Genomic DNA, 20,223 nt, shown 5'->3' with positions numbered 1-20,223 from the left:
GTCTTCAGCGCAGTTCTTCCTTGCGCAGGCGCACCACCGGGGCGAGCACCGTGGGCAGGGCCTGCAGTTCGGCGATCACGCTGTCCACGGCGCCTTCGCGCGCGTCGTGCGTGAGGATGATCAGGTCGGTGTCGGTGGAGCCTTCGCCGCCCACGTCCTCCGCCTCGCGCTGCAGCACGGCGTCGATGCTGATGCCGGCGGTCGCCAGCAGGCCCGTCACCTTGGCGAGCACGCCGGCCTGGTCGGCCACGCGCAGGCGCAGGTAGTAGCTGCTGGTGACCTCGCTCATCGGCAGCACGGGCAGGTCGCTCATCGACTGCGGATGGAAGGCGAGGTACGGCACGCGGTGCTGCACGTCGGCCGAATGCAGGCGGGTGATGTCGACCAGGTCGGCGATCACGGCGCTGGCCGTGGGCTCGCTGCCCGCGCCCTTGCCGTAGTACAGCGTGGTGCCGACGGCGTCGCCGTGCACGACCACGGCATTCATGGCGCCCTCCACATTGGCCAGCAGGCGCTTGGTCGGCACCAGCGTGGGGTGCACGCGCAGCTCGATGCCCTTGGGCGTCCGGCGCGTCACGCCCAGCAGCTTGATGCGGTAGCCCAGTTGCTCGGCGTACTTGATGTCCTGCGCGGCCAGCTGCGTGATGCCTTCGACATAGGCCTTGTCGAACTGCACCGGCACGCCGAAGGCGATGGCGCTCATCAGCGTGAGCTTGTGGGCGGCGTCCACGCCTTCGATGTCGAAGGTGGGGTCGGCTTCGGCATAGCCCAGGCGTTGCGCTTCTTTCAGCACGGTGCCGAAGTCCAGGCCCTTGTCCCGCATCTCCGACAGGATGAAGTTGGTGGTGCCGTTGATGATGCCGGCGATCCATTCGATGCGGTTGGCGGTGAGGCCCTCGCGCAGCGCCTTGATGATCGGGATGCCACCGGCCACCGCAGCCTCGAAGGCCACCATCACGCCGCGCTGGTGGGCGGCCGCGAAGATCTCGGTGCCATGCACGGCCAGCAGGGCCTTGTTGGCCGTGACCACATGCTTGCCGGCCGCGATGGCCTCCAGCACCAGCGCCTTGGCGATGCCGTAGCCGCCGATCAGCTCGATCACGATGTCGATCTCGGGATTGGCGATCACCTCGCGGGCGTCGCCCACCACCTTCACGCCCTCGCCCACCACGCGTCGGGCGCGCTCGGTGTCGAGGTCGGCCACCATGGCGATCTCGATGCCGCGGCCGGCGCGGCGGCGGATTTCTTCCTGGTTGCGGCGCAGCACTTCGAAGGTGCCGCTGCCCACGGTGCCGATGCCGAGCAGGCCGACCTGGATGGGTTTCATGGATTCAGTCGTCATAGCGGATCACTCGTCAGTCAATCGGGATGCTCGGGAATCAGGCGTGGCGCTGGCGGTAGCGCGCAAGGAAGCGTTCGATGCGGGCGATGGCCTCGCGCAGGTCGTCCTCGTGCGGCAGGAAGACGATGCGGAAGTGCTGCTGGTCGGGGAAATTGAAGCCGGTGCCCTGCACCAGCATCACGCGGGTTTCCTTGAGCAGTTCGAGGAAGAACTGCCGGTCGTCCGCGATGGGATAGACCTTGGGGTCGAGCCGCGGGAACATGTACAGCGCCGCCTGCGGCTTGACGCAGCTCACGCCGGGGATCGAGGTGATCAGGTCGTAGGCCAGGTCGCGCTGGCGGCGCAGCCGGCCGCCGGGGCCGACCAGCTCGTTGATGCTCTGGTAGCCGCCCAGCGCTGTCTGGATGGCCCACTGGCCCGGCACGTTGGAGCACAGCTTCATGTTGGCCAGCATGTTCAGGCCTTCGATGTAGTCGCTGGCGGCGCGCTTGTCGCCCGACACCACCATCCAGCCCGCGCGGTAGCCGCAGGAGCGGTAGCTCTTGGACAGCGAGTTGAAGGTCAGCGTCAGCACGTCGGTCGACAGGCTGCCCAGCGCCGTGTGCTTGACGCCGTCGTACAGCACCTTGTCGTAGACCTCGTCGGCCAGCAGAACCAGCTCGTGCTCGCGGGCGATCTCAACCAGGCCCTTGAGCAGCGCGTCGCTGTAGACCACGCCCGTGGGATTGTTGGGGTTGATCACCACGATGCCCTTGGTGCGCGGCGTGATCTTGGCGCGGATGTCGTCCAGGTCGGGCATCCACTGGTTGGCCTCGTCGCACAGGTAGTGCACCGGCTTGCCCCCCGACAGGCTGGTGACGGCGGTCCACAGCGGATAGTCGGGCGCGGGCAGCAGAAGTTCGTCGCCGTCGTCCAGCAGCGCGTTGGTGGCCATGGCGATCAGTTCGCTGGCACCGTTGCCCAGGTAGATGTCCTCGAGCGTGACGCCGGCGATGCCCTGCTGCTGGGTGTAGTGCATCACCGCCTTGCGCGCGGCGAAGATGCCCTTGCTGTCGGAGTAGCCCGCCGACGCCGGCAGGTGGCGGATCATGTCCTGCTGCACCTCTTCGGGCGCATCGAAGCCGAAGGGCGCGAGGTTGCCGATGTTCAGCTTGATGATCTTCTGGCCCTCTTCCTCCATCTGCTTGGCCGCGTCCATGATGGGACCGCGGATGTCGTACAGCACATGGGCCAGCTTGGCCGATTTCTTGATCGCTTTCAAAGTCCCTCCGAGGGGCGCCGCCAAAAGGGGAAACCTACAATTGGAACACAGATGAAAGCCCCCTCCCGATGAAGCTCCAGCCCGACAAACACGACGTCCAGACCGTTACCGCGACGGGGCCTGGATGGGTGGCCATCAATGGTCAGCGGGTGGATGCGAGCGTGGTTGTCGGCTCGCGCGACGAGCGTTTCGACTGGCCCTGCGACCGGTTCGAGGCGCTGACGCCCGCGCACTTCGCACAGCTGGCCGCGTTGAAGGCGGAGGTGGTGATCTTCGGCAGCGGGGAGCGGATCCGTTTTCCCAAGCCTGCATGGCTTGCCCCGCTGATCGCGGCGGGCACCGGGGTGGAGACCATGGACACCGCCGCCGCCTGCCGCACCTACAACATCCTGGCCGGCGAAGGGCGCCATGTGGTCGCCGCCCTCCTTTTGGAAGCACGGACGGCTATCCGCTGATTGGCAATCGGGATAAAATCGGCGGTTGCAGACCGGACCGCGTTCCCTCGAAGAATTTGCACATGCTTGCGTCGTGGAACGCAACCACGTTGCATCAAGGGATCCCGGTTTCGCGTCATTTCTCGGGAACCCAGAGCGGAGATTACAAGTTTCATGGCGATCGTTGTCAACAAACCCATTCCCGAATTCGATGCCAGCGCCACCGGCGGAATCAAGGTCTCGAACACGTCCCACCTCGGCCAGACCGTCGTGCTGTACTTCTACCCCAAGGACAACACGCCCGGCTGCACCACCGAGGCCATGCAGTTCCGCGACCACTACAAGGATTTCGTGAAGGCCGGCGCGGTGGTCTTCGGGGTGTCGCGCGACAACATGAAGTCCCATGACGAGTTCAAGGCCAAGCTCGAGCTGCCCTTCGAACTGATCGCCGACACCGAAGAAAAGATGTGCCACATGTTCGGCGTGGTCAAGAACAAGATCATGTACGGCAAGAAGGTCAAGGGCATCGAGCGCAGCACCTTCCTGATCGGCCCCGACGGCGTGCTCAAGGCCGAATGGCGCGGACTCAAGGTGCCCGGCCATGTGGACGAGGTCCTCAAGGAAGTCAAGGCGCTCAAGAAGGCCACCTGACGCCCTGGTGGCGTTCATCGCCAAGCGGCGCTGTCCGTCACGAGAGGGAGCCCGGTCGGTGTGCATAATGGCCCCATGCCGTTGAGCCCGACGACAGCATCCCCCGAAAGAAGCCGCCCTGGTCTCCAGGCGGCTTTTTCGTTTTTCGGCCCCTGCGCCTTTGCGCGCGACTTTTCAGCGAGCCTGTTCCTCCATGCCCCTGCCCCCCGCCCCGACCAAGCGTGCAGCCCTGCTTTCGCCGGAAGCGCTCGACGCACCGGCGCGCGCCGCCCCCAAGGCGCGCCGTACTTCGGCTGAACGGCAGACGGACGCGCGGAAAGAATCCCCCACGCTGTTCGACGACCGCCAGTTGCCCGATGCAGGCGGTGCCTCGCCAGCCGTGGCGCTCGCGCCCGTCGCGGCGCCGATCACGGTCCGCCAGGCGGAGCCAGTCGTCGCCCCGCTGCCCCCGGCACCGCTGGCCAGCCGTGCCGCCGAGGAGCCGGCCCAGGATCGCCGCAAGCGCAGCGTGAAGAAGACCGGCCCCAAGCGCCTGTTCGTGCTCGACACCAACGTGCTGCTGCACGACCCGACCTGCCTGTTCCGCTTCGAGGAGCACGACATCTACCTGCCGATGATCGTGCTGGAGGAACTGGACGGCCACAAGAAAGGCACGACCGAAGTCGCGCGCAACGGCCGCCAGGCCAGCCGCACGCTCGACGCCCTGGCGGGCGCGCAGGGCGCCGACATGGGCGAAGGGCTCAAGCTCGACACCACCGGCCACAAGGAAGCGGGTGGCCGGCTGTTCTTCCAGACCCAGCCGCTCGATTACCAGTTGCCCACCAGCCTGCCCCAGGGCAAGGCGGACAACCAGATCCTGGGGGTGGTGCAGGCCCTGCGCGCGCTCCACGAAAAGAACAAGGGCGCCGACCGACGCGAGGTGGTGCTGGTGTCCAAGGACATCAACATGCGCGTCAAGGCGCGCGCCCTGGGCCTGGCCGCCGACGACTACCAGAACGACAAGGCACTCGAGGACGGCGACCTGCTGTATTCCGGCTCGCTCGCGCTGCCGCCCGACTTCTGGACGCGCCAGAGCAAGGCGGTGGAAAGCTGGCAGTCGGGCAGCAGCACCTTCTACCGCGTCACCGGCCCGATGGTGCCCAGCCTGTACATCAACCAGTTCGTCTACTTCGAAGCCCCCGGCGAGCCGAGCATGTACGCCCGCGTGACCGAGGTGCGCGACAAGACCGCGGTGCTCAAGACGCTGAAGGACTACAGCTCGGGCAAGAACGCCGTCTGGGGCGTGACCACGCGCAACCGCGAGCAGAACTTCGCCATGAACCTGCTCATGGACCCGGACATCGACTTCGTCACGCTGACCGGCACCGCCGGCACCGGCAAGACGCTGATGGCCCTGGCCTCGGGCCTGACGCAGGTGCTCGACGACCGTCGCTACACCGAGATCATCATGACCCGCGCCACCGTGAGCGTGGGCGAGGACATCGGCTTCCTGCCCGGCACCGAGGAAGAGAAGATGGGCCCCTGGATGGGCGCACTCGACGACAACCTGGAGTTCCTGGCCAAGGGCGACAACGGCGGCGCCGGCGAATGGGGCCGCGCAGCCACCAACGAACTGATCCGCTCCAAGATCAAGATCAAGAGCATGAACTTCATGCGCGGCCGCACCTTCCTCAACAAGTACGTGATCATCGACGAGGCACAGAACCTGACGCCCAAGCAGATGAAGACGCTGATCACCCGCGCCGGCCCGGGCACCAAGATCATCTGCATGGGCAACCTGGCGCAGATCGACACGCCCTACCTCACCGAGGGCTCGTCGGGCCTCACCTTCGCGGTCGACCGCTTCAAGGGCTGGCCGCACAGCGGCCACATCACGCTGGCGCGCGGCGAGCGCTCGCGGCTGGCCGACTTCGCCAGCGACGTGCTCTGACGCGGCCGTAGACGCTCGCATCGCCGTCAGCCCGCGCCGCCGCCAGGCCGCGCGGGCTTTTTCCTGGGCGATCGAAGGCCGAATGCGGACCGCCGCCGGCCTCCTGACAACACGCTGTCAGGAGGCCCGGCGCAGCATCACGCTCCTGTTCAACACCACCGGAAGGAGCTTTCCATGCGCAATGCCAATACCTGGTTCGAGATCCCCGTCACCGACCTTGCTGCTGCCCAGCGCTTCTACGAACGCATGCTCGACCGCGCGATGCGCGGCACCGAGGACGTGGGCGGCGACATCATGGCCGTGTTCGACCACGACAAGCCCGGCGCCGGCGGCTGTCTCGTGCGCCGCGAGGGCCACCGCCCGGCCGAGGGCGGCACCGTCGTCTACCTCGACTGCGAGCCGGGCGTGCAGGGGGCCCTCGACCGTGCCGTGGCCGCCGGTGGCCAGGTCGTCGCGCCGCGCACGCTCATCGCGCCCGGCATCGGCTACTTCGCCCTGGTGCGCGACCCCGAGGGCAATGTGGTCGGCCTGCATGCCCTGGACTGACGCCATGCCGCCCCCACCTTTCGGCCTGCTCATGCCGCCGTGCAGCGCGTCCGCCCGGCCGGCCCGCCACTGGATCGCCGTGGCCAGCGCCGAACATGCCCGCCTGGGCCGCGATCACCGGCCCGCCGGCTTCATGCAGGTGTGCCATGGCCACGGCGCGCCGCTGCGGCGCCTGGCGACGGGCGACTGCGTAGCCTACTACGCGCCCTCCGAGCACTTTGGCGCGCGCGACCGGCTGCAGGCCTTCGTCTCGGTCGGCACGGTCGCCGCGTCCGCGCCCTACCAGGCCGACATGGGCGGCGGCTTCGTGCCATGGCGGCGCGACATGCACTACGCCGAGGCCTGCGAGGTGCCGATCGCCGGCTTGGTGGACCAGTTGGACTTCACCCGAGACCGCCGCGGATGGGGCTATAAGCTGCGCTTCGGCCTGTTCGAGATCAGCGCGGACGACATGCGCCGCATCGCCGCCGCCATGCAGGCCCGCCTTCCCATCGCCGATCCCGCCTGATCCGTTTCCCCCATGCGCCGTGCCGACCGCCTGTTCCAGATCGTCCAGCTGATCCGCGGCCGGCGGCTCACCACGGCCGCCTTCCTGGCCGGGCGGCTGGAGGTGTCGGAGCGTACCGTCTACCGCGACATCGCCGACCTGCAGCGCCAGGGCGTGCCACTCGAGGGCGAAGCCGGCATCGGCTACCGGCTAGGCCAGGGTTTCGACCTGCCGCCGCTGATGTTCACGCAGGACGAGGCCCGGGCGCTGGTGGCTGCGGCACGGCTGGCGCAAAGCTGGGTCGATCCGGCGCTGGGCGACAACATCGACGGCGCGCTGGGCAAGATCCTGTCGGTGCTGCCGCCAACGGCGCGCGCGGCCGCCGAGTCGCTGGCGCTGTACGCGCCCGCCATCGCCCTGGACGACGCGACCCGCGTCCACCTGCGCACCCTGCGCGAGGCAGTGCAGGCGCGCCGCAAGCTCTGGCTCGACTATCGCGACGAGGGCGGCAAGCCCAGCGAGCGCCAGGTGCGTCCGCTGGGCTGCTTCTATTGGGGCAAGGTCTGGACGCTGGCCGCCTGGTGCGAGCTGAGGCAGGACTTCCGCGCCTTCCGCATGGACCGGATCCGCGATGCGCGCATGCTGGAGGAAGGCTTCAGGGACGAGCCCGGTCGCACACTGGCCGACCTGCGCCGCCGGATCGAAGCCAACTGCGCGGACGACCGCAGCATCTGAGCGGCCGACCGGCGACGTTCAAGAAACAGAGCGTGCGGATTGCCACGACGGCGCACCGCACATGCAGCATCGGGAGCGCCCCCAGCCACGCCGGCCTCCCGCCGCGGTGCATTCACCAGCGGGTCGGCGGTCGCTCCTACTCAGAAGTCATCGCCCCCGAAGCCGCCTGCCAGGTTCTCGAACTTGGTCAACGGCTTCAGGAAGGCCAGCTTCACCGTGCCGGTCGGGCCGTTCCGCTGCTTGGCGATGATCACTTCGGCGACGCCCGGCTCCTTGGAGTCCTTGTTGTAGTAGTCGTCGCGGTAGATGAACATGATCACGTCCGCATCCTGCTCGATGGCGCCCGATTCGCGCAGGTCGCTCATCATCGGGCGCTTGTCGGTGCGGCTTTCCACGCCGCGCGACAGCTGCGACAGCGCGATCACCGGGCACTTGAGCTCCTTGGCCAGCATCTTGAGGCCGCGGGAAATTTCGCCCACCGCCGTCGCGCGGTTCTCGTCGGCCATGCCGCCCGAGACGCTCATCAGCTGCAGGTAGTCGACCACGATCAGGCCCAGCTGGCCGCACTGGCGCGCCAGCCGCCGCGCATTGGCGCGCAGCTCGCTGGTGGTCAGGCCCGGCGTCTCATCAATGTGCAGCGAGATGTTGCGCAGCTTCTCGATGGCCTCGGTCAGGCGCGGCCATTCCTCGTCGGTCAGCTTGCCGGTGCGCAGGTGCCCCTGGTCGATGCGGCCGATGGAGCCCACGATACGGATGGCCAGCTGAGCGGCACCCATTTCCATCGAGAACACCGCCACCGGCAGGCCCTCGTTGAGCGCCACGTGCTCGGCGATGTTGATGGCCAGCGAGGTCTTGCCCATGGACGGCCGCGCCGCCAGCACGATCATGTCGCCAGCCTGCATGCCCGAGGTCATGCGGTCGAAGTCGTAGAAGCCGGTCGGCACCCCCGTGATGTCGTTGGGGTTGTCGGCCATCTCGGTCACGCGGTCCAGCAGCTCGACCACCAGCGAGTCCATGCTGTGGAAGCCCTGCTTGTTGCGCGCGCCCTCTTCGCCGATGTTGAAGATCTTCTGCTCGGCCTCGTCCAGGATCTTGTCCACGGCCTTGCCCTGCGGATTGAAGGCCGCGGTGGAGATCTCGTCGGCGGCGGAGATCAGCTTTCGAAGCACCGCCCGCTCGCGCACGATCTCGGCGTAGCGGCGGATGTTGCTCGCGCTCGGCACGAACTGCGCCAGCGAGTTGAGGTAGGCCAGGCCACCCGTCTCCTCGGACTGGCCGAGGTTCTGCAGGTGCTCGTGCACCGTGATGACGTCGGCCGGCTTGTTGCCGTTGATCAGCTGGCCGACGGCAGCAAAGATCAGCTTGTGCTCGTGGCGGTAGAAGTCGCCGTCGGTGAGCAGGTCGCCCACGCGGTCCCAGGCGCTGTTGTCGAGCAGCAGGCCGCCCAGCACGCTGGATTCGGCTTCCACCGAGTTCGGCGGCACGCGCAGCTGCGCCACCTGGCGGTCACCGGAAGGATCGTTGGGAGCAAAGGGAGAAAAGACAGCGGACATGGCGTGCAGTGCAGGCGGCGATGCTAGGCCGCCATGGCAGCCGAGTCACGGGATAAGTCTGGGGACAACCCGTGGGCTTCCGGTGCGCAGGCCGGGACAACTGGCCGGCGCGCCAATGACAAGGCCGCCCGGAGGCGGCCTTGAAATGCGAGGGCGGGCGGAAATCCGCCGGCCGTTCGCAAGGGGGATCAGGCGGTTTCGCCGTAGACCGTGACGGTGATCTCGACGACCACGTCCGTGTGCAGGGCCACGCTCACCGTGGTGTCGCCCACGGTCTTGATCGGGCCGTTGGGCAGGCGCACTTGCGACTTGACCACGTCGTAGCCGGACTTCTTCAGTTCGTCGGCGATGTCGTGGTTGGTCACCGAGCCGAACAGGCGGCCGTCGACGCCGGCCTTCTGGGTCAGCTTGACGGTGGAGCCCGACAGCTTCTCGCCTTGCGACTGGGCTTCGGCCAGCTTGGCCGCGGCAGACTTTTCCAGTTCAGCGCGCTTGGCTTCGAACTCGGCCTTGGCCGATTCGGTGGCGCGGCGGGCACGGCCGGTAGGGATCAGGAAGTTGCGGGCATAACCGTCCTTGACCTTGACGATGTCGCCGAGCGCACCGAGGTTGACGATCTTGTCCAGAAGAATGACTTGCATGGGATGTACTCCTTCCGGCTCAGACGCGGTGCTGGTCGCTGTACGGCAGCATCGCGAGGAAGCGGGCGCGCTTGATCGCGGTGTTCAGCTGACGCTGGTAGATGGCGCGGGTGCCGGTCAGGCGGGCCGGCACGATCTTGCCGTTCTCGCCGACGAAGTCGCGCAGGGTGTCGATGTCCTTGTAGTCGATCTCTTCGACACCGGCGACGGTGAAGCGGCAGAAACGCTTGCGCTTGAACAGCAGCGACTGGGTGTTGCGCTTAGGACGCTTGTCCTTGTTGAATTTCTTGAACGTGGCCATGGAGGGACCTCTGTCGAAAATTAATCTTGCTGAAAATCCGTGACGTGGAGCACCGGGTGCTTGCCGTTGCGGGGGTTGGCCAGGAAACCCTGGAACCGCCACTGGCTGCCCAGCGCCTGCCGTGCGAGCCGCTCGGCCACTGCGCCAAAGGCCACTGCCTTGAGTGCCGCCTTCACCTGCCGGGTCTGTCCGGCTTCGTCCTGGGTCGACTCATGGTCGAGCCGCAGGTCGATGGCCGGGAGTCCGGCCGGGGTGAAACGCAAGGCGGCGATCTCTTCGATGCAGGCCGTCAGGAGCAGATGGTTGGCCGCCGCGGGCGCAGCCACATCAGTTGCTGCTGTTGTTGGCGGCGTACTCGGCCTGCTGGGCCTTGCGGGCTTCCTCGCGCTCGACGGTCTTCATCATCGAGGACGGGCCGGTGTCGGCCTTCTTCTTCAGCACGGTCAGGTGGCGCAGCACGGCGTCGTTGAACTTGAAGGCATGCTCCAGTTCGGACATCACGGCCTGGTCGGCCTCGATGTTGACGCACAGGTAGTGGGCCTTGTTCAGCTTGTTGATCTGGTAGGCCAGCTGGCGGCGGCCCCAGTCTTCGACACGATGCACCTTGCCGTTGCCGGCGGCGATCATGCCCTTGTAACGCTCCAGCATGGCCGGAACCTGCTCGCTTTGATCCGGATGGATCAGCAGAATGATTTCGTAGTGACGCATGACACTCCTTGGGGGTTTGCGGACACATGCGCGTAGGCGCACCGTCCAGAAAAGCCACCCGCCGCGTCCAGGCAGTGTGGCAAGGGAAAGCCCACGAGTATATGCCGGAACGGGCAAACCTCGCCAGCGTTCTTCCAGAAGCTGCAAAGACAAAGGCGGCCCGCACAGACGGGCCGCCCTTTTCAATGTGCGTCCGTCCCGGCGACATGCCGGGTCGGCCTCGCAGCGCTGCAGGTTGCGATCAGCGCTGCGCCAGTCGCTGCCAGGTCTCGATCACGCTGTCCGGGTTGAGCGAGATCGACGCGATGCCCTGGTCCGCCAGCCACAGGGCGAAGTCGGGATGATCGCTGGGGCCCTGACCGCAGATGCCCACGTACTTGCCCTGCTTCTTGCAGGCCTCGATGGCGCGCGACAGCATGGCCTGCACCGCCGGGTCGCGTTCGTCGAAGTCGGCCGCCAGCAGTTCCAGGCCGGAATCGCGGTCCAGGCCCAGGGTGAGCTGCGTCAGGTCGTTCGAGCCGATCGAGAAGCCGTCGAAGTACTGCAGGAACTCGTCCGCCAGGATGGCGTTGCTGGGCACCTCGCACATCATGATGATCTTGAGCTCGTTCTCGCCGCGCTTGAGGCCGTGCTCGCCCAGCAGCGTCGTCACGCGCTCGGCCTGCTTCAGCGTGCGCACGAAAGGCACCATGATCTGCACGTTGGTCAGGCCCATCTCGTTGCGCACGCGCTTGAGCGCCTCGCACTCCATGGCGAAGGCCTCGCCGAACTCGGCGCTGATGTAGCGCGCCGCGCCGCGGAAGCCCAGCATCGGGTTCTCTTCCTCCGGCTCGTAGCGGCTGCCGCCGATCAGCTTGCGGTACTCGTTGGACTTGAAGTCCGACAGGCGCACGATGACCGGCTTGGGCCAGAAGGCCGCCGCGATGGTGGCGACGCCTTCAGCCACCTTGTCGACGTAGAAGGCCTTGGGCGAGGCATGGCCGCGGGCCACCGATTCCACGGCCTTCTTCAGGTCGGGATCGACCTGCGGATAGTCCAGGATGGCCTTGGGGTGCACGCCGATGTTGTTGTTGATGATGAACTCCAGCCGCGCCAGGCCTACGCCCTCGTTGGGCAGTTGGGCGAAGTCGAAGGCGAGCTGAGGATTGCCCACGTTCATCATGATCTTGGTCGGGATCTTGGGCATCTCGCCGCGCTGGACCTCGGTGACCTCGGTCTCCAGCAGGCCGTCGTAGATGTGGCCGGTGTCGCCCTCGGCGCAGCTGACGGTGACCAGCGTGCCGTCCTTGAGCAGGCTGGTGGCGTCGCCGCAACCCACCACGGCCGGAATGCCCAGTTCGCGCGCGATGATGGCCGCGTGGCAGGTGCGGCCGCCGCGGTTGGTCACGATGGCGCTGGCGCGCTTCATCACCGGTTCCCAGTTCGGGTCGGTCATGTCAGTGACCAGCACGTCGCCGGCCTGCACCTTGTCCATCTCGCTGATGCTGTGCACCAGCCGCACAGGGCCGGTGCCGATTTTCTGGCCGATGGCGCGGCCTTCGGCCAGCACGGCGCTCTTGCCCTTGAGCTTGAATCGCTGCTCGACCTTGCCCTGCTGCTGGCTCTTCACCGTCTCGGGGCGGGCCTGCAGGATGTAGAGCTGGCCGTCGGTGCCGTCCTTGCCCCACTCGATGTCCATCGGGCGGCCGTAGTGCTTCTCGATGACCATGGCGTACTTCGCCAGTTGCTCGACCTCGGCGTCGGTCAGCGAATAGCGATTGCGCAGCTCGGCCTTGACGTCGGTGGTCTTGACCAGCTTGCCCGAGGCCTTCTTCTCCTCCGGCGTGGCGAATTCCATCTGGATCAGCTTGGAGCCCAGGTTGCGGCGGATCACCGCGCGCTTGCCGGCTTCGAGCATCGGCTTGTGCACATAGAACTCGTCCGGGTTGACGGCGCCCTGCACCACCGTCTCGCCCAGACCGTAGCTGGACGTGATGAAGACGACCTGGTCGAAGCCCGACTCGGTGTCGATGGTGAACATGACGCCCGCGGCGCCCAGGTCGGAGCGCACCATGCGCTGCACGCCGGCGGACAGGGCCACCACGTCATGGGCGAAGCCCTTGTGCACGCGGTAGCTGATGGCGCGGTCGTTGTAGAGGGAGGCGAACACCTCCTTCATCTTGTGCAGCACGTCTTCGATGCCGACGACGTTCAGGAAGGTTTCCTGCTGGCCGGCAAAGGAGGCATCGGGCAGATCCTCGGCGGTGGCGGAAGAACGGACGGCGAAGCTGGCCTGGTCGTTGCCCGCGCTCAGCTTGGCGAAATGGTCGCGCACGGCCTTCTCGAGGTTGGCGGGGAAAGGCTGGGCCTCGATCCAGCCGCGGATCTCGGCGCCGGCGGCGGCCAGGGCGCGCACGTCCTCGATGTCCAGGGTGGCCAGGCGCTGGGCGATGCGTTCGGTCAGGCCTTCATGCGCCAGGAATTCGCGGAAGGCGTGGGCGGTGGTGGCAAAGCCCGTGGGGACGCGCACGCCCTCGGGCAGTTGGGAAATCATCTCGCCGAGGCTGGCGTTCTTGCCGCCAACGGCCTCGACATCGCTCATCCTCAGGTTTTCGAAGGGGACGACCAGGGCGGTCGCTTCGAACAGTGCAGACATGGGAAGACTCCGGAGTTTAAAAAGCGGTGCGTTCCATGCAGCGGGCAGCCGGGCGCGATCGTTCTTCTTGCTCTGGGTGCGCGGGGCGACTGCATGGGAAGGGATGCGGGTGCGGCGCGCGGAGGGCACGCGCCGATAATCTGCGGGATTGTAGGGGCCGGCCCGAGCCGGCGCCGCAGGACAGAAACTACAGGCCGCCCCATGCACAAGCGCACCGTTTTCTTCGTTTCGGACGGCACCGGCATCACCGCCGAGACCTTCGGCAATGCCGTGCTCAACCAGTTCGAGCTCAAGGCGCGCCACGTGCGCATGCCCTTCACCGACACGGTGGACAAGGCCCACCAGGCGGTGCGCCAGATCAACCACACGGCCGAACTCGAGGGCTACCGGCCCATCGTCTTCACCACCCTGGCCAACATGGAAGTGCTGGAGGTGATCGAGACCGGCTGCAAGGGCATGCTGCTCGACCTGTTCGGCACCTTCGTGCGGCCGCTGGAGATCGAGCTGGCGATGAAGTCCAACCACCGCATCGGTCGCTTCTCGGACATCAGCAAGAGCAAGGAATACCACGACCGCATCGCCGCCATCGACTTCAGCCTGCAGCACGACGACGGCCAGAGCCATGCGGACCTGGAGGCGGCGGACGTGATCCTGGTGGGCGTGAGCCGCAGCGGCAAGACGCCGACCTCGCTCTACCTGGCCATGCAGCATGGGCTGAAGGCAGCCAACTATCCGCTGATCCCCGAGGACTTCGACCGCCGGCAGCTGCCGCCGGCGCTGATCGCCTTCCGCAAGAAGATCTTCGGCCTGACCATCCAGCCCGAGCGGCTGGCCGAGATCCGCAACGAGCGGCGGCCCAATTCGCGCTACGCCAGCATCGAGAACTGCCGCTACGAGGTGAGCGAGGCCGAGGCCATGATGCGCCGCGCCGGCATCCGCTGGCTGTCGACCACCACCAAGTCGATCGAGGAGATCGCGACCACCATCCTGCAGGAGCTGCGGCCGGAGCGGCTCAACTACTGAGCCTGGTCGGATTCGGGCGAGACGTCGGTCGCCGGCGCATCGCCGGCGGCTCGCTGCGGGCCCTTCTTCAGGTGCTGCATGAAGGCGCGGAAGTGCGGCGCGAATTCCGCGAAGAGCGGATGGCCGCGGTTCTCCAGCATCACCTCGCTGAACAGTTTGAGGCCCACGGCCAACGCATTGGCTGTGTCGGGCGGAAATTCGCCGCGTCCGCGCATGCGCTCGGCGATGGCGAGGATGTCGTCGTGGTTGCCGGCTTCGAAGCGCAGCGGCTCGGCGTGGGTGGACGGGTTGCCGTGCGCATCGGCCAGGTGTTCGACGGCGATCTGGTAGCGGTGTTGTTTCATGGTCGGTCTCTCTGTCGGGGCGCCTCTCAGGCGCGTTCCACCTCGACCGCGGCGCGGTCGATGATCTCGGCGAGTCGACGGACCAGTTCCGTCGACTCCATCTCGCCTTCCAGGCGCAGGCGCAGCGCCATCTTCAGGTTCTCCATCGCGCGGCGGATCTCGGGGAGCCGGCGCGCATGGGCGCGGGCCCGCGCCTGCGCCAGGCGCTCCAGCACCGCCTCGATGGCCGACGCCTGCGCAGCACGTTCCGCCTCGCCCGGGGGCGTCAGATGGAAGCGCTTGCGGCCCCCATCGCTGGCTTCCGAGCGGGCGAGGCCCAGATCCTCCAGCAACGCCAGCGTCGGATAGACGGTTCCCGGACTGGGGGTGTAGTCACCCCCGACCCACTCTCCGATCGCCTTGATCAGTTCATAGCCATGGCTCGGCTGGGCGGCCAGCGCATGGAGCATCAGCAGTCGCAGGTCGCCGGGCTCCAGCTGGCGCGGGCGCCGGCCGCCACCGCGGCCTTCCATCGCCCCCTCGGCCAGCGTGTCGGCACCTGAACGCCGATGGCCATGGCCTCGACCGCCGCCGCGCCCCGGGTGCATCCATTCTTCAGTCATCACGCTTCTTTCAATAAGCTCAAGATGACTCAATGATATATCTTGAAAGATCAAGAACGAGTTTAAAAACTCCAGCCCACGGCGCGAAAGGGGTCTTCCGACAGACCGCGGAGCTGGATTTCCATACAGTTCGCCTGATCGCTGCTACGCCCCTCCCAGGCAATGCAGCGGCCCACCCGCCAGGAGTTGCCCGTGTCCATCCTGAACACCACCGTCCCGCCCGCCCAGGCCATCAGCCAGGACGTGCTGCGCGAGAAATACGCCAAGGGCGACGAACGCGAGGTCGGCGACGTGTGGCGGCGGGTGGCCCGGGCGCTGGCTGCCGTCGAGGCGCCAGAGCGCCGCGCCCAGTTCGAAAGCGCCTTCTTCGATGCGCTGGAGGCCGGCTTCATCCCCGCTGGCCGCATCCTTTCGGCCGCCGGCACCCCGCTGGAAGCCACGCTCATCAACTGCTTCGTCCAGCCGGTGGGCGATTCCATTGCCGAGGACGACGACGGCCATCCCGGCATCTACACGGCCCTGACCGAAGCGGCCGAGACCATGCGGCGCGGCGGCGGCGTGGGCTATGACTTCTCGCGCATCCGGCCCAAGGGCACCCGGGTGCGCAGCACCCAATCGAGCGCCTCGGGCCCGGTGAGCTACATGCGCGTGTTCGACCGCTCCTGCGAGACGGTGGAATCGGCCGGCGCCCGCCGCGGCGCCCAGATGGCCGTGCTGCGCTGCGACCATCCGGACGTGGAGGAATTCATCCACGCGAAGGACGCGGGAGACCTGCGCAACTTCAACATCTCGGTCGGCATCACCGACGCCTTCATGCAGGCCGTGCAGGCCGATGCCGAAATCGAGCTGGTGCACCGCGCCGAGCCGGGCGACGCGCAGAGGGCCGAAGGCGCCCATCCGCGCGGCGACGGCCTGTGGGTGTACCGCCGCGTACCGGCCCGGGCGCTGTGGGACCAGATCATGCGGGCCACCTACGACCACGCCGAACCGGGCGTGCTCTTCCTGGACCGCATCAATGCCGACAACAACCTCGGCTACTGCGAGACCATCGCCGCCACCAATCCCTGCGCCGAACAGCCGCTGCCGCCCTACGGCTGCTGCTGCCTGGGCTCCATCGACCTCACGCGCTTCGTGCGCCAGCCCTTCGAGCCCGAGGCCCGCTTCGACGAGGCGGCCTTCGACGCGCTGATCCCCACCTGCGTGCGCATGCTCGACAACGTGCTCGACGTGTCGATCTGGCCCCTGCCCCGCCAGCGCGAGGAAGCGATGGCCAAGCGCCGCATCGGCCTGGGCTTCACCGGCCTGGGCGATGCGCTGGCCATGCTCGGCCTGCGCTACGACGAGGAGGCGGCGCGGCAGATGGCGGCCCACATCGCCGAGCGGCTGCGCGACGCGGCCTATGCCGCCTCCGCCGAACTGGCGCGCGAGCGCGGCGCCTTCGCCCTGTTCAATGCCGACCTCTACCTGCAGCGCGGGCGCTTCGCCTCACGCCTGCCGGCCGCGCTGCGCGAGCGCATCCGCCGCCACGGGCTGCGCAACTCGCACCTGCTGTCGATCGCGCCCACCGGCACCATCAGCCTGGCCTTTGCCGACAACGCCAGCAACGGCATCGAGCCGCCCTTCAGCTGGACCTACCAGCGCAAGAAGCGCATGGCCGATGGCACCTTCCAGGAATTCGCGGTGGAGGACCATGCCTGGCGCCTGTTCCGCCACTTGCACGGGCCGGACGCGCCGCTGCCACCCGCATTCGTCACGGCACTGGAGATGAGCGCCCAGTCGCACGCGGCCATGGTCGCCGCCGTCGCGCCCTTCATCGACACCTCGATCAGCAAGACGGTGAACGTGCCGGCCGACTATCCCTACGCGGCCTTCCAGGATCTTTACCTGCAGGCGTGGCAGTCCGGCCTGAAGGGCCTGGCCACCTACCGGCCCAATGCCGTGCTGGGCGCCGTGCTCAGCGTGCCGCAGCCGGCCACCGCCCTGCCCGCGCCGGACATCGCCGACCGCCGCCTGGCGCTGGAGCGCCTGCCGCGCGAGCCCGTGCTGGCTTCGCTGCGCTGGCCCGGCCGGCCCGACTTTCCCGCCGGCAATGCGGCCTGGTGCACCATGGTGCGGCATCCGCACGGGCAGTTCGCGCTCTTCGTCGGCGAGGCCCCGGACGGCGGCGAGGGCGCCAGCCCGCTGCCCTTCGAGGTGTGGGTCAACGGCGCCGAGCAGCCGCGCGGCCTGGGCGCCCTGGCCAAGACGCTGTCGATGGACCTGCGGGCGCGCGACGCCGAATGGGTGCGCCTCAAGCTCGACGCGCTGGCCACCGTGCAGGAGGAGCGCCCCTTCGACATGCCCTTCCCACCCCATGGCGAGGTCCGCACCTTCCCCGGTGTGGTTGCCGCCACCGCCGCCGTGCTGTGCTGGCGCTGCGAGCAGTTGGGCCTGTGGAACCCGCCCGCACCCGGCACGCCGGTGCTCGACGCCCTGTTCAGCCTGGACGAGCCGCACACCGGCCCCTCCGGCACGCTGGCCTGGGCGGTGGACATCGAGAACCCGGCCACGGGCGAAGCCTTCACCCTCACGCTCAAGGAGGTGCTGCTGCCCAGCCCCGGCGGCGCCCCCCACACCCGGCCCTGCGCCCTGGGCTTCTCGGGCAACTACCCGCGCGCACTGGACGGCCTGGCGCGCGTGCTGTCGCTGGACATGCGGGTGATCGACCCGGCCTGGATCGGCATGAAGCTGCGCAAGCTGCTGAGCTATGCCGAGCCGCTGGGCCACTTCATGGCCTTCGTGCCCAGCCTAGACCCGAAGGTGCGGCGGCAGCAGACCTGGCCCTCGACCGTGGCGTACCTGGCGCGGCTGGTGATCCATCGCTACGCCATGCTCGGTGTGCTGGACGAGGAAGGCTTTCCGCTCCAGGAGATGGGCATCCTGGCGGCCCCTGCCGCCACAGCGCCGGGCGTGCAGCAGGCCATGGCCGGTACCGCCTGCCCCGAATGCGGCAACGCCACCCTGATCCGCAAGGACGGCTGCAGCTTCTGTACCGCCTGCGGCTTCACCGGACTGTGCGGCTGAGCGCAGGCGGCGGCCGATCCGCCAACCCTTGCGCTGGCTCAAGGCAGCGCGGTCGCATCGTGGGCAGAGTCGGGCATCGACCACCTGACGCCACCCCGACCTTTCATGCTGCCGGCCTTGTCCTCCCTGACCTCCGACGCCCCGCGCCCCGAAGCGCGGCGCTGGAAAGCCGCCACCGGGCGGCGGCCGGTCGTGCTGTCCGGCGTGCCCCTGTTGCGCGGTGCCTTCGCCCCGTGCGAGCCGGCACCGGCCACGCTGGAGCGGCTGGCCGGCGCCCTGCGCCTGCATGTGCTGCCCAAAGGCGCCATCGCCGCCATGCCGGACAACCATCCACCGTCGTGGTGGCTCGTTGCCGAAGGCCGCATCGTGGTTGGCCGCATCGGTGCGGATGGGGGCCTGGTCGAGAACCGCGTCCTGGGTCCCGGCCAATGGCTGGATCTGGCCTCCGCCTGGCTGGAATCGGACTGGATCGAGTCGGCCGTGTGCCCGGCCCGCGTCACCCTGGCGGCGCTGCCGCTGGAGCACCTGCTCGAAGCCGCCCGGCAGGACCCCGCCCTGCAGCGCGCCGTCGGCCTGGTGATGGCCGAGCGAATCCGCCAGCTGACCGATGGCCGGCACGAACTGGCCACCAAGGACGTGCTGGGCCGGCTGGCCGCCTGGCTGCTGCGCGAGCCCTTCGAGCCCGCCGGCAAGGACCGCTCGGTCCGGCTGCCGGTGCAGAAGCGCTCCATTGCGCGCCAGCTCGTGATGGCGCAGGCCACGCTGTCCCGCTGCTTCCGCCGGCTGGTGGAACTGGGCTGCATCGAGATGCATGGCTACGTCGTGCTGATCCGCGACGTGCCGGCGCTGCAGGCGCTGGCGGGGGAAGCGCCGGCGCGTTGAGCGGCGACCGGCCGCAACGCGGGTCGCGCGCCTCGGCGCCTCGCCCGTGCCGCGGCGAACCGCTACTTGTTGTTGTGGCTCAGCGCGTTGCTGACCAGCCGCGACGTGATGTCCACGATCTGGATCATGCGGTCGTAGGGCATGCGGGTCGGTCCGATCACGCCCAGGGTGCCAACCACCTCGCCGTTGACCTCGTAATTGGCGCTGACGACCGACAGCTCTTCGTACGGCACCACCTGGCTTTCGCCGCCAATGAAGATGCGCACGCCGTCGGACTTGCTGGACATGTCCAGCAGCCGCATCAGCTCGGCCTTCTGCTCGAAGAGCTCGAAAGCGCGTCGCAGCTGGCCCATGTCGCTGGAGAAGTCGCTCACGGCCAGCAGGTTGCGCTCGCCCGCGATGATGACTTCCTCCTGCGCCTGCGAAAACGCCTGCGAGCTCGCCTGGACGGCCGCCTGCATCAGCGAGGCGATCTCGGCGCGCAGGCCGTCCATCTCGCCCTTGAGGCGGTCGCGCACCTGCTCGATGGACAGGCCACCGTAGTGGGCGGTGAGGTAGTTCGACGTTTCGATCAGCTCCGACTGCGTGTAGTCCCGGTCGGTGAAGATCACCTGGTTCTGCACGTCGCCGTCGGGCGAGACGATGATGACCAGGAGCCGGCGCTCCGACAGCCGCAGGAATTCGATGTGCCGGAAGGCCGTGGTGCGCCGCGGCGCCATCACCACGCCCACGAACTGCGACAGGTTCGAGAGCAGTTGCGCGGCGCTGGCGATCACCTTCTGCGGCTGGTCCGGCGGCAGGCTGGGTGGCGTGGCCTGCAACTGGGCCCGCTGCGCCGTCAGCATGGTGTCGACGAACAGGCGGTAGCCGCGCGCGGTGGGGATGCGGCCGGCCGAGGTGTGGGGACTGACGATCAGCCCCAGGTCCTCGAGGTCGGCCATCACATTGCGGATGGTGGCGGGGGAAAGCTCGAGACCGGCGGCGCGCGAGAGCGTGCGCGAGCCGACGGGTTGGCCGTCGGCGATGTAGCGTTCCACCAGGGTCTTGAGCAGCAGCTTGGCGCGGTCGTCCAGCATCGGCAAATG

General features: G+C 67.9%; 20 protein-coding genes. 9 read left to right on the top strand and 11 right to left on the bottom strand.

Features of this window, described 5'->3' with window-relative positions; all coding sequences use genetic code 11:
• Positions 1-4: 4 nt before the first annotated feature.
• Complete coding sequence (locus L0984_RS24775; RefSeq protein ID WP_234197010.1) at positions 5-1,327, bottom strand: homoserine dehydrogenase; 1,323 nt, start codon at positions 1,325-1,327, stop codon at positions 5-7.
• 52 nt (positions 1,328-1,379) lie between these two features.
• Entirely contained in the window at positions 1,380-2,603 is a 1,224-nt protein-coding gene (locus L0984_RS24770) for a pyridoxal phosphate-dependent aminotransferase (protein ID WP_017757303.1), read from the bottom strand.
• A gap of 68 nt (positions 2,604-2,671) precedes the next feature.
• Between L0984_RS24770 and L0984_RS24765 the strand changes: the two genes are divergently transcribed.
• The 6 genes from L0984_RS24765 to L0984_RS24740 all read left to right on the top strand — a co-directional run bounded on the left by L0984_RS24765 (position 2,672) and on the right by L0984_RS24740 (position 7,386).
• Complete coding sequence (locus L0984_RS24765) at positions 2,672-3,058, top strand: Mth938-like domain-containing protein (protein WP_234197009.1); 387 nt, start codon at positions 2,672-2,674, stop codon at positions 3,056-3,058.
• 153 nt (positions 3,059-3,211) lie between these two features.
• Positions 3,212-3,688: a peroxiredoxin gene (locus L0984_RS24760; RefSeq protein ID WP_234197008.1), complete on the top strand. Its 477-nt coding sequence runs from the start codon at positions 3,212-3,214 to the stop codon at positions 3,686-3,688.
• Between the two features lie 193 nt (positions 3,689-3,881).
• Entirely contained in the window at positions 3,882-5,618 is a 1,737-nt protein-coding gene (locus tag L0984_RS24755; protein WP_234197007.1) for a PhoH family protein, read from the top strand.
• Between the two features lie 174 nt (positions 5,619-5,792).
• Complete coding sequence (locus L0984_RS24750; protein WP_234197006.1) at positions 5,793-6,164, top strand: VOC family protein; 372 nt, start codon at positions 5,793-5,795, stop codon at positions 6,162-6,164.
• Between the two features lie 4 nt (positions 6,165-6,168).
• Positions 6,169-6,672 carry an EVE domain-containing protein gene (locus tag L0984_RS24745; protein ID WP_234197005.1) on the top strand — a complete coding sequence of 168 codons (504 nt, stop codon included), beginning with the start codon at positions 6,169-6,171 and terminating at the stop codon, positions 6,670-6,672.
• A 12-nt stretch (positions 6,673-6,684) separates the two neighbouring features.
• The gene (locus L0984_RS24740; RefSeq protein ID WP_234197004.1) at positions 6,685-7,386 is read left to right on the top strand and encodes a helix-turn-helix transcriptional regulator; all 702 of its coding nucleotides are present in this window, start codon (positions 6,685-6,687) and stop codon (positions 7,384-7,386) included.
• 140 nt (positions 7,387-7,526) lie between these two features.
• Here the strand turns inward: L0984_RS24740 and dnaB are convergent, their stop codons facing one another.
• From dnaB to ppsA, 6 genes are all read right to left on the bottom strand, one after another.
• The gene (dnaB, locus tag L0984_RS24735; RefSeq protein WP_234197003.1) at positions 7,527-8,939 is read right to left on the bottom strand and encodes a replicative DNA helicase; all 1,413 of its coding nucleotides are present in this window, start codon (positions 8,937-8,939) and stop codon (positions 7,527-7,529) included.
• A 188-nt stretch (positions 8,940-9,127) separates the two neighbouring features.
• Positions 9,128-9,580 (bottom strand): 50S ribosomal protein L9, encoded by a 453-nt coding sequence (rplI, locus tag L0984_RS24730; protein ID WP_234197002.1) that lies wholly within the window; start codon positions 9,578-9,580, stop codon positions 9,128-9,130.
• Between the two features lie 19 nt (positions 9,581-9,599).
• Positions 9,600-9,881 carry a 30S ribosomal protein S18 gene (gene rpsR, locus L0984_RS24725; RefSeq protein WP_017757858.1) on the bottom strand — a complete coding sequence of 94 codons (282 nt, stop codon included), beginning with the start codon at positions 9,879-9,881 and terminating at the stop codon, positions 9,600-9,602.
• Positions 9,882-9,901: 20 nt separating this feature from the next.
• Positions 9,902-10,207: a primosomal replication protein N gene (gene priB / locus L0984_RS24720; RefSeq protein ID WP_234197001.1), complete on the bottom strand. Its 306-nt coding sequence runs from the start codon at positions 10,205-10,207 to the stop codon at positions 9,902-9,904.
• Position 10,208: 1 nt separating this feature from the next.
• The gene (rpsF, locus tag L0984_RS24715) at positions 10,209-10,589 is read right to left on the bottom strand and encodes a 30S ribosomal protein S6 (RefSeq protein ID WP_017757860.1); all 381 of its coding nucleotides are present in this window, start codon (positions 10,587-10,589) and stop codon (positions 10,209-10,211) included.
• 241 nt (positions 10,590-10,830) lie between these two features.
• A complete protein-coding gene (ppsA, locus tag L0984_RS24710) occupies positions 10,831-13,224 on the bottom strand; it encodes a phosphoenolpyruvate synthase (RefSeq protein ID WP_234197000.1) in 2,394 nt (797 codons plus the stop codon).
• A 201-nt stretch (positions 13,225-13,425) separates the two neighbouring features.
• Here ppsA and ppsR point away from each other — a divergent pair, with 201 nt between their 5' ends.
• Positions 13,426-14,247: a posphoenolpyruvate synthetase regulatory kinase/phosphorylase PpsR gene (gene ppsR, locus L0984_RS24705; protein ID WP_017757862.1), complete on the top strand. Its 822-nt coding sequence runs from the start codon at positions 13,426-13,428 to the stop codon at positions 14,245-14,247.
• On the opposite strand, the gene L0984_RS24700 is transcribed toward ppsR, so the two are convergent.
• Both L0984_RS24700 and L0984_RS24695 read right to left on the bottom strand, forming a co-directional pair.
• Positions 14,241-14,591: a DUF3861 domain-containing protein gene (locus L0984_RS24700; RefSeq protein ID WP_234196999.1), complete on the bottom strand. Its 351-nt coding sequence runs from the start codon at positions 14,589-14,591 to the stop codon at positions 14,241-14,243. The two genes, ppsR and L0984_RS24700, sit on opposite strands and share 7 nt — an antisense overlap.
• Before the next feature lie 26 nt (positions 14,592-14,617).
• Complete coding sequence (locus L0984_RS24695) at positions 14,618-15,193, bottom strand: PadR family transcriptional regulator (RefSeq protein ID WP_234196998.1); 576 nt, start codon at positions 15,191-15,193, stop codon at positions 14,618-14,620.
• 162 nt (positions 15,194-15,355) lie between these two features.
• Here L0984_RS24695 and L0984_RS24690 point away from each other — a divergent pair, with 162 nt between their 5' ends.
• Together L0984_RS24690 and L0984_RS24685 are read left to right on the top strand one after the other, a co-directional pair.
• Positions 15,356-18,256 (top strand): adenosylcobalamin-dependent ribonucleoside-diphosphate reductase, encoded by a 2,901-nt coding sequence (locus tag L0984_RS24690; RefSeq protein ID WP_234196997.1) that lies wholly within the window; start codon positions 15,356-15,358, stop codon positions 18,254-18,256.
• A 117-nt stretch (positions 18,257-18,373) separates the two neighbouring features.
• The gene (locus L0984_RS24685) at positions 18,374-19,138 is read left to right on the top strand and encodes a Crp/Fnr family transcriptional regulator (RefSeq protein WP_234196996.1); all 765 of its coding nucleotides are present in this window, start codon (positions 18,374-18,376) and stop codon (positions 19,136-19,138) included.
• Positions 19,139-19,200: 62 nt separating this feature from the next.
• Here the strand turns inward: L0984_RS24685 and hrcA are convergent, their stop codons facing one another.
• Positions 19,201-20,214: a heat-inducible transcriptional repressor HrcA gene (gene hrcA, locus L0984_RS24680; protein WP_017759773.1), complete on the bottom strand. Its 1,014-nt coding sequence runs from the start codon at positions 20,212-20,214 to the stop codon at positions 19,201-19,203.
• Positions 20,215-20,223 lie beyond the last annotated feature (9 nt).

The organism is Pseudacidovorax sp. NFM-22, from assembly GCF_021401245.1.
Taxonomy (GTDB): Bacteria; Pseudomonadota; Gammaproteobacteria; order Burkholderiales; family Burkholderiaceae_C; genus Xenophilus.
This window is presented reverse-complemented; position numbering and strand designations above follow the sequence as displayed.